Origin of the sequence: Nostoc sp. CMAA1605 (assembly GCF_021596505.1) — a bacterium.
Taxonomy (GTDB): Bacteria; Cyanobacteriota; Cyanobacteriia; order Cyanobacteriales; family Nostocaceae; genus Trichormus.
The window spans coordinates 1-15,583 of the sequence record NZ_PJIZ01000070.1; the positions used below are offsets into that span (position 1 = coordinate 1).

Sequence of the window (15,583 nt, forward strand, 5' to 3'; positions counted from 1 at the left end):
GGGAAAGGTGACGAATTAACCGACAAATGCCCACATCTTGAACAATCACCGCATCCACACCAGCCGCGATAATTGTACGGAGATATTGTTGGGCTTGTGTTAGTTCTTTGGGGAAAATCAAAGTATTGACGGTGACATAACCTTTGACACCGCGACGGTGTAGGAAGGTCATTAGTTCTGGTAAGTCTGCTTCAGTGAAGTTTTCCGCCCGCATTCTGGCGTTAAATCTATCTAAACCAAAATAAATTGCATCTGCACCATTTTCTACAGCCGCTTTCGCACATTCCCAGTTACCGGCAGGTGCGAGAATTTCAGGAATTAATTGGTGAGAATTAGCAATTTCCATTAGATTTAATTTAGGTTTATATAGCTAGTCGCAGGTTTATAATTTTAACTCAATATATCAAGTGGCGTTGCATATTTGTGGGGTGGGCTGTCTCACGCAGAGGCGCAAAGACGCAGAGAGGAAAAAGAGTTTAAGACTTTAAAATATTGAGTAGTGTCTATCAAGTGTCGATATGTTTAAAGATTTAGATGAATTAGTTTAGTGATATTTATTTAAATTTCTCTCACTCTCTGCGCCTCTGCGTCTCTGCGTGCAATAGAATCATTTCCTTTTCCTCCACAACCATGCCCGATACTAATTTTACTACTACTGCTCCACTGACATCTGAAGTTTCATCTGTTGCAGTTTTACAAGAGAAAATTTTAGCTATCCGCCAGACTTTGCGCCCTGGACAGCAACAAATGGCTGATTGGCAATCTGGGCCACTGGCTGTTTCTGCTGTTCCTGGTGCTGGTAAATCTACGGGGATGGCGGCGGCGGCGGCGATCGCAATTGCTCGTCAATATCAAAATGCTCTGCAATCACGCCCTTTGGCTCGTCGTCAGTTGGTGGTAGTAACTTTTACACGTTCTGCGGCTGCTAATATTAAGTTAAAAATTCGCGACTATCTCAAGCAGTTATCTTTACCCCAAACTGGTTTTGCTGTTTATACTCTGCATGGTTTGGCTCTCAATATCGCTAGTCGTCACCCTGATTTATCGGGTTTAGATTTAGAAAACGTCACCCTCATTACCCCCAACCAAAGTCACCGCTTTATTCGCACCGCCGTAGAACAATGGATTGTGAATCATCCCCGTCTATATTTGCAGTTATTGGAAGGACAGCAATTTGATGGTGAGGAGACAGAAAGGTTGCGTCGTCAGTCGGTGCTAAGAACTGAAGTTTTACCAGACTTAGCAACTACCGTGATTCATGAAGCCAAAAGTTCTGGGATTTCTCCTGCTAAATTACGAAAATGGAGCGAACAAACCACTGATGCGTATGAGATTTTAACGATCGCTGCCGGATTGTATGAAGAATATCAAAATCTCATGCGATCGCGTGATTTTATCGACTATGACGACATGATTTTGGCTGCTCTCCGCGTCCTAGAAAACGACAGCGCACGCCGCATCGAACAAAACCAAGTTTTCGCCGTCTTTGAAGACGAAGCCCAAGACTCTAGCCCATTACAGACGCAGTTATTAGAGATTTTGGCGAGTGATGGGGATTGGGGAGCAGGGGGGCAGGGGGGCAGGGGAGCAGGGGGAGCAGGGGGAGCAGGGGAGGAAATTCAATACTCAATGCCCAATTCCCCATGCCCCATGCCCCATGCCCAATTCCCAATAAATTTAATCCGTGTGGGTGATCCTAACCAAGCGATTAACTCGACGTTTACGCCGGCTGACCCGATTTATTTTCGGGAGTTTTGTCAAGGGTGCGATCGCTCTGGTAGATTGGCAACAATGGATCAAGCTGGTCGCAGTACGCAGATCATTATCGAAGCGGCTAATTTTGCTCTGCAATGGGTGAATAGTTCCTATGGGGCTAAAAGTCAGAAGTCTCCCCAACTTCCCAGTCCCTTTAGTCTGCAAATGATTCGTCCTGTCCACCCCACGGATGTCAACCCTATAGCCGTCGGTCAAGGTTTGGAAATCTATATACCCCGTGATATTCATCACACAGTCGAATTGCTGGGTAATCGGGTAATTGAGCTATTAACTCAAGATATGACTAAAAGTGCGGCGGTGTTAGTGCGTGAAAATCGCCAAGGTCGTTGGTTATCTCAAGCACTAGAACCACTGTGTAAGGAACATAACATTAATATATTTGATGTGGGAGAAAGCGATCGCCGTTCCCATGTTCCCCAAGAAATATTAGCACTGTTACAATTTTGCGATCGTCCCCATTCTCCCGACTACCTCAAAACCGCCCTAGAAGTCTTAGTACAGCGTCAACTCATCCCCACCCAAGACCTCAACGCCCTAGCCAGTCTCCCTGAAGAATTTCTCTATCCCAGTCCCTTAGCTGCACCACAACCAGAACCAGTCCAAAAAGCTGCCCACCTGTGTCGTAGTTTACTGCGCGCCCGTTTGGAATTACCTTTGTATCAGCTAATTTCCTTCTTAGCTTTAACCTTAAATTACGACCAAGCCGAACTAGCCACAGCCGACAAACTCTCAGAACGAATCAACAAACAAATCGCTGTGAATAACTCAATGGGTTCGATGCTGTCAGTTTTAAGTGAAATCGTCAGTTCCGAACGCTTTGAACCAGTGGAAACAGAGGATGTAGAAGCCCGTTACACCCGCCCTGGTCAAATTACTATTATCACCATGCACAAAGCTAAAGGGCTAGATTGGAACTATGTATTTCTGCCCTTCCTCCATGAAAACCTGATTCCTGGAAGGTTCTGGGTTCCACCCCAAAGCCAATTTTTAGGCGACTTCACCCTATCAGAAGTAGCCCGCGCCCAAATTCGCGCCGCCCTCCACGGTGAAGCCAGCATCCCCGAAGTCACCCCAGCCTGGAAACAAGCCAAACACCTCAAAACAGCCGAAGAGTATCGTTTGCTGTATGTAGCGATGACTAGAGCCAAACAATTATTATGGATGTCTGCGGCACAAAAAGCCCCCTTCACCTGGAGTAAACCAGAAAACCTCCAAGAACAAGCCCCCTGTCCAGTGTTCTCAGCCTTGAAGCGTCAGTTTCCTGAGTGTGTGGTTAGGAGTGTATAACATCATCAGTGAAAATAATACCCTCACTTTCGATGGCACTTCTAAATTTTTGTAATCCCTGCCAAAAATTATCCCCTCTAGATTCCTCCTTATTTTTACTGAGGTAATCAAGCAAATAATCCTGTTCAGCCGGCGGTAAACTTTCAATAGAACTAATAATCTCTTGTAAAGTCATCATAGAACCTCACTAATCAATTAAATCCTACCTTTTACTGAGGAACTACCAAAAATTAAGGGACTCCCAACTTAAAAGATATCCTATCACTGCGTAGGCAAGGCGGTAGGGGAGGCAGGATAGACAAGGTAGAATTTCTGGCGTTGTATAAATGTGGGATGAACTGAGGCTTGTATGCAAAGCAGAAGATTGGTTCTTCGCGGCTTTGCGCCTTTGCGCGAAACATAAATCATTCCATTAATCAGCAAAGCCGAATTTCTTACCCCATTCCCAATGCCCCATGCCCAATTCCCAATTCCCTATGCGTCATTACCATAAATTAATCGAATGGTAAGGATAGCAACCTTGCGTGATTAAAAGCTACTACTCTCACAGGAACTAGTTTTCAGCTAAAATCAACCCTGAGTAAAAAGACAGTAAGTTAAATGCAACTTTGGTGAAGAAAAATTGCTAGAGTGAACACAGTGAGCCTTAATGTCTAATCGCCAAAACCTATATATCTCATGGATTTTGCTAATCTTGCATCCCAATTAAATGCGGGAACGATTTTACCAGAGGGAATTGTCATTGTTACCCTCATGGGGGTTTTGCTCGTTGATTTGATTTTAGGGCGGACATCTTCACGCTGGATTGGATATCTAGCGATCGCAGGTTTACTAGCTGCGACTGTCGCCCTAGTATTTCAATGGGATGCTACTAATCCCATCTCTTTTAGCGGTGGTTTTAATAGTGACGACCTCAGTATCGTTTTTCGCGGTATCGTTGCTTTGTCTGCTGCCGTGACTATATTGATGTCAATTCGCTACGTTGAGCAGAGTGGTACTGCTTTAGCAGAATTCATCGCTATTTTGTTGACAGCAACCCTTGGCGGGATGTTTGTCTCTGGGGCTAGTGAGTTGGTGATGATTTTCATCTCCCTAGAAACCCTGAGTATTTCCTCTTACCTACTGACAGGTTATACCAAGCGTGACCCCCGTTCTAATGAAGCAGCTCTGAAATACTTACTAATTGGAGCTTCCAGCACAGCAGTCTTTTTGTACGGTGTATCATTACTGTACGGTCTGTCTGGTGGACAAACAGAACTGAGTGCGATCGCTAATGGTATATCTCAAGCCCATGTGGGTCAATCCTTGGGTGTGGTGATTGCCCTGGTGTTTGTAATTGCAGGTATTGGCTTTAAAATCTCTGCTGCACCCTTCCACCAATGGACACCAGACGTTTATGAAGGCGCACCTACTCCAGTGATTGCCTTTTTGTCTGTGGGTTCTAAAGCAGCTGGATTTGCCCTGGCTATCCGCTTACTCACCGTAGTTTTTCCCCTCGTCGCCGAGGAATGGAAATTTGTCTTCACAGCCCTAGCCGTCCTCAGTATGATTTTGGGTAACGTCGTCGCCCTTGCCCAAACCAGCATGAAACGGATGTTAGCTTATTCATCCATCGCCCAAGCTGGGTTTGTGATGATTGGCTTAATTGCTGGGACTGATGCCGGTTACGCCAGCATGATTTTTTACCTGCTGGTTTACCTATTCATGAACCTGTGCGGCTTTACCTGTGTGATTCTGTTCTCCCTGCGGACAGGAACAGACCAAATCGCCGAATACTCTGGTTTATACCAAAAAGACCCTCTACTCACCTTGGGTTTAAGTCTTGCTCTCCTGTCTTTAGGTGGAATTCCGCCTTTAGCTGGGTTTTTCGGGAAAATTTACCTGTTCTGGGCAGGTTGGCAAGCCGGTCTTTACTGGTTAGTTCTACTTGGTCTAGTTACCAGCGTCGTCTCCATCTACTACTACATTCGTGTAGTTAAGATGATGGTGGTGAAAGAACCCCAAGAAATGTCTGACGTAGTGAAGAATTATCCCCCAATACGTTGGAATATTCCCGGATTTAGACCTTTGCAAGTAGGCTTAATTATCACTCTGATTGCTACTTCCCTGGCTGGAATTTTGTCCAATCCTCTATTTACCTTGGCCAATAATTCTGTTACTCACACTGCAATTTTACAAGCAGCAGTGGTGAACACTCCAGTAAATGTAGCTGCGACTGAGCCATCAAAAGGTTTGTAAATCCTATCTCCCTACTAAAAAATGACTAGTAGTCTTAGCACTATTAGTCATTTTTTATATTTTTTATTAAATTGACTGGAATTTGCATCACAAATTTTGCGCCGCCACTAGGAGGCGAATAACAATTCAGTTTGCCACCATGTTTTTTGACGATAATCTGATAGCTGATAGATAATCCTAGTCCTGTACCTTTCCCCACTGGTTTAGTCGTGAAAAAGGGGTCAAATAATTTGGATTGGATTTTTTCACTAATTCCTACTCCATTGTCTGCTATGGAAATTTCTATCCAATCATGATTTATGAGTTCCGTTTGAATAGTGATTGTAGGTGATTCCTGGCAACATTCTAGAGCATCAATGGCATTACTGATAATATTCATGAACACTTGATTAAGTTGGTCAGGAGAACAGGTAATTTGCGGCAATTCACCATAATTTTTCATCACCTGAATTTTTAAACCGCCCTGAGTTTGTAATTGATGATTTAATACAACTAAAGTGCTATCTATACCTTCATGAACATCGACTTGCTTAACACTAGCTTCGTCTAATCTGGCAAAATTTCTTAACGTTTTGATGATGCCCTGAATACGCTCCGCCCCTACTTTCATAGAAGCAAAAACTTTATCTAAGTCTGGTATGAGAAAATCTAAATCCGTTGATTCTAGAATTTCCTCTATTTCTAGAGGTGGATGAGGCAGATATTTTTGATAAACTGCCACTAATTGTAATAAATTGTGTGTATATTCTTGAGCATAATTAATATTACCCAAAATAAAACTGATAGGATTATTAATCTCATGCGCCATACCCGCAACAATTTGGCATAAACCAGACATCTTTTCAGCTTGTATCAGTTGGCTTTGGGTAAGTTGCAATTCTTTGAGTGTTGCTTGTAAAGCAGTTGTTCTTTCTTCTACTCTGTGTTCTAATTCTTCATTAATTTTGGCTAAATCCGCCTCTACTTGTTGACGATGTTGGATTTCTTGACTTAACTCGTTGATTTTTTTGTTGAGCAAAGTAAAGTTACTGTTCGCCGCAGCTTTATTTTCTAACCGGAGAAGAATTAAAGCCGCAGATTCAGGAGTTGCAGGTTGAATTACTGCTCCTTGACTACGGCATATTAATGTGTTGCCATCACTATGGCGCAACGTCAGAGTACCAACAACCATTGCTCTACTAGTTGAACAAGTTTTCAGGTACTGCTTTAACTCTTCTGGTGACTCCGCAATCAAATCCACTAGCTGTTTTTTCTGCAAGTCACGACGATGTAAACCAACCATCTCAGCTACTGCTTGATTAGTTGCTAGTAGTTCACTTTCGTGATTAACTAACATTAAAGGTTCTGGTAAAACTCTTGCTAGTTGCAGAAATTGTTCAGGAGTCATGAATTTTTAATTATATGATTACAAGCACTAAACCCTAATCGATTCAAAATTAAGTGCTAGAAAAATTTAGCGATGATCCAGACTTCTAAAATATTCTCTACCTTCTGCATCTTCTGACTCTTCTGTAGGTTTGAGGTAAACTGTAACTCTACACCCATCACCACCCGATGCTATGGTTTCATGTAGTTCTACTTTGGCATAGCCTATGTTATCAGCAGCGATAGTGCCAAATACATTAGAAGTCATCATACACATAGCTGGACGATTTAAGACTTTCTCTGCAAAGGGACAAACTCGATTACCAAAGACAATTTTTTCGTCATTTTGTTCGATGATATAAAAATCACCTTGAATCCGTTTTTTTAAATCAACTAAAACCTCAGCAATTTGCTCACGAGTTAGTTGAGAAACTTTCAAAACAGATTTATATTCTTGGTTGATTTTATCACCCATACGTTGACCAACTACACTAATAAATCCAGAAGCTTCTTCTAAGCCGACTACATCTTGTAAAGTTCCAGAGAGTTCTCGAATCAATGTGCGTAAAAAAACATCTCGCTCCAGGGAGATGTTTGCCGCATCTATTGATGATTCTAGTATTTGACTCATACAATTAGTTCCTAGTTAGTGGTTCATCTAAATTTAATATTCCCCAAACAAAGCTGAAAAATATACAACAAAAATAATGAATTTTATTAACTTAGGTTAATCAAAATTTATTGTTATGACAACTAAGTCAGAGGAATGGCGATCGCAAACTCTGAACCCTCTCCTGCAACTGATTCTACATCCAGAGTTCCGCCATGTTTTTGGACAATAATTTGATGAGCAATAGCTAATCCTAAGCCAGTACCTTTGCCTACAGGTTTAGTTGTAAATGAATGTTCAAAAATTTTACTTTTAACTGATTCTGACATACCCAAAGCATTATCCTTAATCCGAATTACAACTAAATTATTCTGCTCATCTAACTTTGTTTTAATCATAATTTTATTGCCTTTGTTTTCAATATCAGCAAAATTCAAGCCTTGGTTAGATTCTTCTAAAGCGTCAATCGCATTAGCTAAAATATTCATAAATACCTGGTTTAATTGCCCAGGGAAACACTCTATTATCGGAATATCTCCATATTCTTGAATTACTTGAATTTCTGGACGATACTGATTGGCTTTTAAGCGATGTTTTAAAATAAAAAGGGTGCTGTCAATCCCTTCATGCAGATTAAACGGAACTTTAGATTCTGTATCAGCCCGTGCAAAAGTCCGCAAGCTGTAACTGAGTTGGCTAATACGTGTAGTTCCTTCTTTCATAGAAGTGATGAGTTTTGGTAAGTCTTCACGAACATAATCCAAATCCATATGTGTAATTTGTTTTTGGATGACGGGGGAAGGGTGAGGATAAAATTGCCGATAAAGGTCAATCAGATATAGTAAATCATGAATGTATTCAATCGCTGGGGTAATGTTTCCCATAATAAAACCCACAGGATTATTAATTTCATGCGCTACATCTGCAACTAATCCCCCTAAAACCGTCATTTTATCCTGCATAACTTGCAAGTTAATTAATGTTCGTTCTAGTTCTGATGTTCTTTGTTCTAGTTGAGCTTGTGATGTTTGTAATTCATCAATGACTTTTTTTAGTAGTGACTCCTTTTTTCTATTGGTTTCCTCTAACTTAATCCGGTCTATATCCGAACGCTCTAACTTTTTTTGTAATATTCTGTTTTCTTTTTGGAGCTTTTGAATTTCCTCTTGGCAATTCATAGTTTCTGTAATTATTTAACTAGTTCCCAAAATTAAAGTGACAAATGTTTCATTATGAAAATGTGTTTGTCCGGTGGAATTGATGGGAGCAATTTCACCATTGGAATAGAATCCACAAGCTGGTAAAAACTGATTTACATAATTTCTGGTTGTTTGATATTCCTGTTGTGTTTGCATACCCAATATTTGTCGCCTAGCTACACAGGAAAAAAATAGTACACCGGCTGGTTTTTTTCCTGGATAATTATTCACGGCATTCATAAATGATGCGTGAGCAGCTGTCAAAATGTCCTCATGTCCAGCTTCCGCCATTTGAATGGTTGCTTGCTCAGGAACGTCAGCAAAAAAGGTAATACTACCCGTTGTTTCATCATGAGCAATGGGCGCTCTCAGATAGAAATTTACCTCATCGTCTGCAAATACGGCGATGGGGTACTCTATGGAAGGTGACAGAGTACCTAAATAACGGCGATAAAATTCTAAAGCTGGTTGATGATCAATTTCGTAGACTATATTTTTTTCCACTTTGGTAACTTTACTAGTTTTACCAATGGGAAACCAACCACTAGCAACACCATGAGAAAAGAGAATATTTCCAGAAAATAATAAAATCGGCACAGAGTCACTGAGGACTTGTGTTTGAAAAAATTGATAGGTTTGCTGATATTTTGATTGATCAGCAGCTAAACCACCAAATATGGGAAATTTTTCTCCTAATGCCAGTTTTAAACCCTTTAAAATTGATACACCGCTAGTAGTCAAGCTTTCAGGATGAGTTAAGCATAATTGCGGTAGTTTTGTAGTTTTAGCTTTTGCTTGTGCTACTGCTTGCTGTGTTGCTTTCAGAGGATCAACAGAAACTTGCACTCCCACTCCGGCAAAAATTTCTATTTCGTCTGAGTGGAACAACATTAAAGTTACTGAATCTTGCTGAAATTCTAAAACTGAGGAAATTTCTCCATCAGTAGTTCCACCAATTAACTCAATTCCTGGAAACACCTGATGAATTTTTTGCAGAATCAGAATGTGGTCAAAATCAATGGCGGTAAACAAAATTCCCGCCTGGGGAATATGTCCATTTAGGGAAGTAGTACATTGCTGAATGACTTCCTCAACGGCTGCAAACGAGTCAGGGTCATTACTATGACCAACTACTATCTTAAACATCGATTTCAATGTCTAGTAAATCAACCTCTACAAATATATAGTTCCCAAACTTCGCAGCTAAATAGAGGATTTCAATAGATTTTATAGTTACTTAATTTGCTAAGAATTAGGAATAGTAATGATAAACTCAGAACCCATACCGATCTGAGAATTTACCTCTAAATTACCCTGATGTTTTTGTACAATGATTTGATGCGCGATCGCCAACCCTAAACCAGTGCCTTTACCTACAGGCTTAGTAGTGAATAGATACTCAAAAATTCTCTGTTGAATTTCTGATGACATCCCTGTACCATTATCTCTAATTTTAATTAGAACATGATTCTCATCTTCACTCAGCATCGTACAAATAGATATTTGTTTAGGTTGTTCTAAACTATATTTATCGTTAGATTCTTCTAACGCATCAACCGCATTCGCTAAAATATTCATAAATGCCTGATTTAACTGACCAGGAAAGCATTCTATTAAAGGTAAATCACCGTAATCTTTAATAACTTCAATGGGTAAACTGATTTCTGAACCTTTAAGGCGATGTTTGAGAATCAAAAGTGTACTATCAATACCTTCGTGAATATTGCACTCAACTTTGTTTTCTGTGTCGGCTCTAGAAAAAATTCGCAGTCCATTACTAATATCTCGAATCCGTTGAATCCCTTCTTTCATCGCAAAAATCAAGTTCGGTAAATCATCACAGACATAATCTAGATCCATTGCTGTGATTGCATCTTGAATTGGTTCTACGGGTTCGGGGTAATTTTTTTGATAAAGTTCAATCAGATTAATCAGATTTTGAAAATAAGTCAAAGCATGACCTAAATTACCATAAATGCAACTTACAGGATTATTAATTTCATGGGCAATTCCTGTGACTAATTGACCCAGAACTGACATCTTTTCTTGTTTGACAAGCTGAACTTGAAATTCCTGTAATTCTCGCAGAGTTCTATCAAGTTTAGCCGTGCGTTCCGCCACTATTTTTTCTAAATTCTTATTCAGATTTCTTAATTGTAAATGTGTTTGAATGCGTGCTAAAACTTCTTCTTTTTGAAAAGGTTTAGTAATATAATCAATAGCACCTAAGTTCAAAGCTTTGACTTTACTATCTGTATCTGTAATCCCAGTCATAAAAATCACTGGAATATCTTGTGTCAGGGGATTGGCTTTGATTTTTTGACAGGTTTCAAAGCCATCCATTCTGGGCATCATGACATCTAATAAAATTAAATCTGGTAATCGAGATTCTATCTGCTGGATTGCTTGTTCTCCATTAATAGCTGTAATGACAGTAAAACCACTATCAATCAGTGCAACTGAGATAATTTCTAAGTTTGTTAGTGTATCATCGACAACTAAAATCAAGTTATTTTCTGGTGATGTATGAAGCATTTTACGGGACTTGCAAGTTTATGGGTATTCTTCTGCTTTGGCTTAAAGGTAAATGGCTAGAGAAGAAATTCAGCAATATCTTCACACCTTGATTATGTGATCAACAGACCCCCAGTGCTTTGTGACGAGAATATACTTGAAGTCACAGGGTAAACACTTAATTTTTCGTGCTGTTGACTACGAGAGCAAACCACCATTAATTATGACAGTCTTGAGCAATTTGCCAATACGAGTAAGCTACAAGACTATAGTTCCCAGAAAATCAAATGTAACAACATCTTGGATGTGACAGACTCAAGAATCTTTTATTGGAAAAAGTTAGGTTGAAAACCGGACTTGCGTCCCGCTACGCTAACGCCCCTACCTTGCGAAACAAGGATTTTTTCGCAAGGTAGGTAGAAACCCCACCCCTTGTGGGTGGCTGTCTTTAATTTTGAATTTTGAATTTTGAATTTTGAATTGATTCATTGCACGTTGCTTAGGGTTTGTTCGATAGGAATAGTAATGAGAAATCGCGCGCCTTCCCCACAAGCAGATTGAACTTCTAATTTCCCCTTGTGTTTGTCTACGATGATTTCATGAGCGATCGCTAATCCAAAACCTGTTCCTTTCCCTAGAGGTTTAGTAGTAAAAAACTGCTCAAATATTTTCTGTTGGATTTCTTCAGGGATGCCTACACCATTATCAGCAATAATAATTAAAACAGATTGTTTATCCTCCGTGACATCTGTAATAATTTCAATTGTTGGTTTTTCCGAAATTTTACCACTTAATAAGGATTCTTCTACAGCGTCAATGGCATTTGCTAGTAGATTCATCAACACTTGATTAATTGGGCCTGCATAGCACTCTACCGCCGGGACTTCTCCATAATTCTTGACTATATTGATTTCGACTTTTTTGGAAACGGTTTTAATTCGATTACTTAAAAGCACCAACGTGCTATCAATACCTTCATGAATATTAAATAATTGGTATTCTGTATCATCTAGACGCGAAAATGAACGGAGCGATCGCACAATTTTTTCAACGCGTTCTGCACCTGTTTTCATCGATGATAATAGTTGGGGTAAGTCTGATTTCAGAAAATCCAATTCAATCTGATCAGCATAAGCTTGAATATCTGGCAATTTCTGTTGTTGATGCTTCTCGTACAAATTTAATAATGCCAATAAATTATCAACATAACTTTGAGCATAAATTATATTACCAACAATAAAATTTATCGGATTATTAATTTCATGTGCTACTCCTGATATTAATTGTCCTAGTGCAGACATTTTTTCTTCCTGCACCAGTTGTAATTGAGTACGTCTTAATTCTAAGTGAACATTAATCCTTGCTAAAACTTCTTCATATTCAATGGGTTTAGTAATATAATCTACGGCGCCAATTTTTAATCCTTGTACCTTGTCTATTAAATCAGAGCGCGCCGTCATAAAAATTACTGGAATATTCCTAGTTTGAGAATTTTCCTTGAGCAGACGACAAGTTTCAAAACCGTCCATCTCCGGCATCATGACATCTAATAAAATTAAATTCGGCAACGTCTCTTCTGCTTTTTTTAAAGCACTTTTACCACTTTTAGCCACAGCCACCTTAAAACCTGCTTGATTAAGAATTTCAAATAAAACTTTGATATTAGTAGGAATATCATCTACGATTAAAATAGATTCATTTGTATAAGTCTTCATCCCCAAATCCTGCTAAATATACCATTTTATTTCTGAGTTTATCGCTTTTTCCTAGTCTATCCGTCACTGAATTTTCTCTACATAAGGTTGAATCATTTCTACGATAGCTTCATCTTCAAATTCCTCTAATAGTTGCAAAACTTTGTGAGTAAATGCTTCATATTTGACATCTAAATCATGAATACGCTGTATTTCTGCTTTGATATCGACAACATAACCGGCTTTAGCAGCTTGATATAAATTGAGCAACTCACTAGCAGGGGGAAAAATTATTTCCTCTATTGCTGAATGGGATTTCTGCTCAAAATTCAGCAAGGTGTTGGGAATATAGGATATGTCTAAACTTCTATCTGCGCTCACGACTGGTAGATCTAATTCAAACCAAAACTTGCTTCCTGTATCATATCTACTTTCAACATTTATTTTACTACCCATCATTTCTATAATCTGCTGACTAATTGTTAGTCCTAAACCTGTACCTGCGGATTTTTGTAAAGTATTTCCTAATTGCTCAAAGGGTAAAAATATCTTTTCTAATTGTTCAGGTAGCATACCAATGCCTGTATCGATAATTTGAAAACTAATTCTGGTTATGGGAGGCTGTGTGTTGATATCATGCGCGATAACTTCTACAATAAAACTTACTGCCCCATTTTGGGTAAATTTAATAGCATTACCCAAGAGATTAATTAAAACTTGCCGGAGGCGTTTTTCATCAGTTTGAATAGTTATCGGTAAGTCCTCATCGATGCGACAACTAAAATCAAGAGATTTTTGTTCAGCCTTAATACGACAAATATCAGCTACTCCCAATAGTAGTTTTTTAAAATCACAAGCATTGGGGTATAGTTCTAATTTTTTAGCTTCATTTTTGGCGACATCTAAAATATCATTAATGAGCGTTAATAAATGAGAGCCACAATCATGAATCACATTAATACCTTGCAGTTGTTCAGCACTAGTATGGGGATTGAGTTGCAAAAGCTGTGCATAACCAATAATGCCATTTAATGGGGTACGTAATTCATGACTGATATTCGCTAAGAATTCACTTTTCGTCCGATTGGCTGCATCAGCAGCTTCTTTTGCAGCAGTAATTTCTGCGGTTCTTTCAGCTACACGTTTCTCTAGTTCTTGATTGGTAGTTTCTAAAAATGTAAAATATTCCTTTAATTGTCCTGCCATTTGATTAAATGATTGGGCCAGTATGTTGATTTCTTCGACATCGGAATTTACTACTGTTTGCTCTAAATTACCAGATGCAATTATGCTACTAGCTTGAGTTAATTGAACAATAGGATATGCTATCCAACGGGAAGTATATACACCTATAGCTGTAGCTAAAACTAGGGCAATCAAACATGAAAAAATAGTTGTACGATTACTGGCATTAATTTCTGCCATAAACTCGTTTTCAGGGACAACTACCACGACTAGCCAATCTAAACCTAATGAATCTCGCCAAGGTGTGACTTGTACAAAATTTCTTTCATCTTGTAAATTTAAAATACTTTGTTGTGTAGACTTAATATTTTGTAGAGAACCAAAGTTTTGGATTAAATTTTTTGTTGTACTTTTTATAATATAGTTTTTACTATTTACAGCTGATAGTCTTTGAGATTTACCATTGACAACATTGTATGGTGGTTCATTGGTAGAAGTAGCTACGATCATACCAGAACGCTCTAGAATAAATACTTTTCCGGTTTTACCTACTTCGAGCTTTCCCAGATAACTACTAATCTGTGACAATATTAAATCTACGCCTATCACACCAGAAAATTTGTATTTTTTCTGATTGAGAGGATAACTCGAAGATATAGATAGTATTTCTGGTTTATCTTCCCATTGATATATTTGACTCCAGATGGGTTTGTTTGCTTGTACTGCATCTTTATACCAAGCTTCTAAGCGAGGATCATAATCTTTAACTTCTATTAATTTCTGGCGACGTAATTGATCGTCTGTTGTATAAATATAAAGTTTCCCTAAACCTTTAGCCTGAGAAACTTCGTTAATTAATAATTGTCCATTATCTAAACGTTCAACACCAATATATTCACCTTGGAGGTTAGCAAAGTTAATATAACCAATGTTATATACTCGCATTTGTTTAGCAAAATAATGCCCTGTTAGCTGTAAATCTGCTAAATTGAGCATCCCCATTTCTACAGCCTCCAGGTTAATTTGATTAATCTGATGAGGTGTCGTTAAGTAAGTATCTAAGTGTTGTTCAACTAATTCATTGACTCGATTTATTAGTTGATGAGCCAGTTCATTGACAGCTTTTTGTCCATTTCTAAAAGAAATGTATCCCACAATTGATACTGTGGTAAAAATTTGCATTACAAAAGGAAATATTAAGATGAAACGGAGAGGCCATTTTCTAAAAATTTGAATAGTATTACGCGTCATTATTGTTAATTCTGGATAGGTGGGAAAGCTATCTGTCAATAAGTGTAATTATTTTTCCCATTCTTCCAGTACCAATACCACAAAGTGTATTAATACCCTAACTCCACTACAATATATTTAGGAGTTTTATTAAATATAATGAGAATTTATAGTTAATTGTTAACATGAGATAAACTTGATAATACCGTCAAACTGAGTTGATTACTAGTCAATGATATAGGAATCCGACTTGATTATTGAAACGATTTGCGTAGGTAGGGAACAGGGAACAGGAAAAGAAGTAACAGAGGTGTACCGAGTTTTTTCAGAAATCAAATATGATTCCTATAGTTAAAGATAAAACAAGTCCGCTTATGCGGACTTGTATGAAGGTATATTGCGAGCATTTTCATGATGGCGATCGCTTAGATGAATTCCTCTATCTCATATCACTTGCCAAATCTTACTGATTATATAGATAGATT

The 15,583-nt window shown here is 38.6% G+C and carries 11 protein-coding genes; 2 read left to right on the forward strand and 9 right to left on the reverse strand.

All coding sequences use genetic code 11. From position 1 onward, the window contains the following. The coding region (locus CV014_RS20650) for a peptidase U32 family protein (protein ID WP_236143747.1) at nucleotides 1–346 on the reverse strand (346 nt) is incomplete at its 3' end. Nucleotides 347–630: 284 nt separating this feature from the next. Between CV014_RS20650 and CV014_RS20655 the strand changes: the two genes are divergently transcribed. After that, entirely contained in the window at nucleotides 631–3,063 is a 2,433-nt protein-coding gene (locus tag CV014_RS20655) for an ATP-dependent helicase (RefSeq protein ID WP_236143748.1), read from the forward strand. Here CV014_RS20655 and CV014_RS20660 read toward each other — a convergent pair. Beyond that, entirely contained in the window at nucleotides 3,050–3,241 is a 192-nt protein-coding gene (locus CV014_RS20660) for a hypothetical protein (RefSeq protein WP_236143749.1), read from the reverse strand. The genes CV014_RS20655 and CV014_RS20660 overlap by 14 nt on opposite strands. 500 nt (nucleotides 3,242–3,741) lie before the next feature. Here CV014_RS20660 and CV014_RS20665 point away from each other — a divergent pair, with 500 nt between their 5' ends. Beyond that, nucleotides 3,742–5,301 carry an NAD(P)H-quinone oxidoreductase subunit N gene (locus CV014_RS20665; protein WP_236143750.1) on the forward strand — a complete coding sequence of 520 codons (1,560 nt, stop codon included), beginning with the start codon at nucleotides 3,742–3,744 and terminating at the stop codon, nucleotides 5,299–5,301. A gap of 43 nt (nucleotides 5,302–5,344) precedes the next feature. Here the strand turns inward: CV014_RS20665 and CV014_RS20670 are convergent, their stop codons facing one another. The 7 genes from CV014_RS20670 to CV014_RS20700 all read right to left on the reverse strand — a co-directional run bounded on the left by CV014_RS20670 (nucleotide 5,345) and on the right by CV014_RS20700 (nucleotide 15,023). Next, on the reverse strand, nucleotides 5,345–6,688 hold the full coding sequence (locus CV014_RS20670; protein WP_236143751.1) for an ATP-binding protein: 1,344 nt from the start codon (nucleotides 6,686–6,688) through the stop codon (nucleotides 5,345–5,347). Between the two features lie 66 nt (nucleotides 6,689–6,754). Beyond that, entirely contained in the window at nucleotides 6,755–7,297 is a 543-nt protein-coding gene (locus CV014_RS20675) for a methanogen output domain 1-containing protein (protein WP_236143752.1), read from the reverse strand. A gap of 122 nt (nucleotides 7,298–7,419) precedes the next feature. Further along, nucleotides 7,420–8,454 carry a sensor histidine kinase gene (locus CV014_RS20680; protein ID WP_236143753.1) on the reverse strand — a complete coding sequence of 345 codons (1,035 nt, stop codon included), beginning with the start codon at nucleotides 8,452–8,454 and terminating at the stop codon, nucleotides 7,420–7,422. A 15-nt stretch (nucleotides 8,455–8,469) separates the two neighbouring features. After that, on the reverse strand, nucleotides 8,470–9,621 hold the full coding sequence (locus tag CV014_RS20685; protein ID WP_236143754.1) for an FIST signal transduction protein: 1,152 nt from the start codon (nucleotides 9,619–9,621) through the stop codon (nucleotides 8,470–8,472). Nucleotides 9,622–9,720: 99 nt separating this feature from the next. After that, nucleotides 9,721–11,010: a sensor histidine kinase gene (locus CV014_RS20690; protein ID WP_236143755.1), complete on the reverse strand. Its 1,290-nt coding sequence runs from the start codon at nucleotides 11,008–11,010 to the stop codon at nucleotides 9,721–9,723. 464 nt (nucleotides 11,011–11,474) lie between these two features. Next, nucleotides 11,475–12,704: a hybrid sensor histidine kinase/response regulator gene (locus CV014_RS20695; protein ID WP_236143756.1), complete on the reverse strand. Its 1,230-nt coding sequence runs from the start codon at nucleotides 12,702–12,704 to the stop codon at nucleotides 11,475–11,477. A gap of 63 nt (nucleotides 12,705–12,767) precedes the next feature. After that, the gene (locus CV014_RS20700) at nucleotides 12,768–15,023 is read right to left on the reverse strand and encodes an ATP-binding protein (protein WP_236143757.1); all 2,256 of its coding nucleotides are present in this window, start codon (nucleotides 15,021–15,023) and stop codon (nucleotides 12,768–12,770) included. Between the last annotated feature and the right edge of the window lie 560 nt (nucleotides 15,024–15,583).

Coding starts and splice junctions, on each gene's coding strand:
- CV014_RS20655 (WP_236143748.1), top strand. CDS start 631: ATGCCCGATACTAATTTTACTACTACTGCTCCACTGACATCTGAAGTT.
- CV014_RS20660 (WP_236143749.1), bottom strand. CDS start 3,241: ATGATGACTTTACAAGAGATTATTAGTTCTATTGAAAGTTTACCGCCG.
- CV014_RS20665 (WP_236143750.1), top strand. CDS start 3,742: ATGGATTTTGCTAATCTTGCATCCCAATTAAATGCGGGAACGATTTTA.
- CV014_RS20670 (WP_236143751.1), bottom strand. CDS start 6,688: ATGACTCCTGAACAATTTCTGCAACTAGCAAGAGTTTTACCAGAACCT.
- CV014_RS20675 (WP_236143752.1), bottom strand. CDS start 7,297: ATGAGTCAAATACTAGAATCATCAATAGATGCGGCAAACATCTCCCTG.
- CV014_RS20680 (WP_236143753.1), bottom strand. CDS start 8,454: ATGAATTGCCAAGAGGAAATTCAAAAGCTCCAAAAAGAAAACAGAATA.
- CV014_RS20685 (WP_236143754.1), bottom strand. CDS start 9,621: ATGTTTAAGATAGTAGTTGGTCATAGTAATGACCCTGACTCGTTTGCA.
- CV014_RS20690 (WP_236143755.1), bottom strand. CDS start 11,010: ATGCTTCATACATCACCAGAAAATAACTTGATTTTAGTTGTCGATGAT.
- CV014_RS20695 (WP_236143756.1), bottom strand. CDS start 12,704: ATGAAGACTTATACAAATGAATCTATTTTAATCGTAGATGATATTCCT.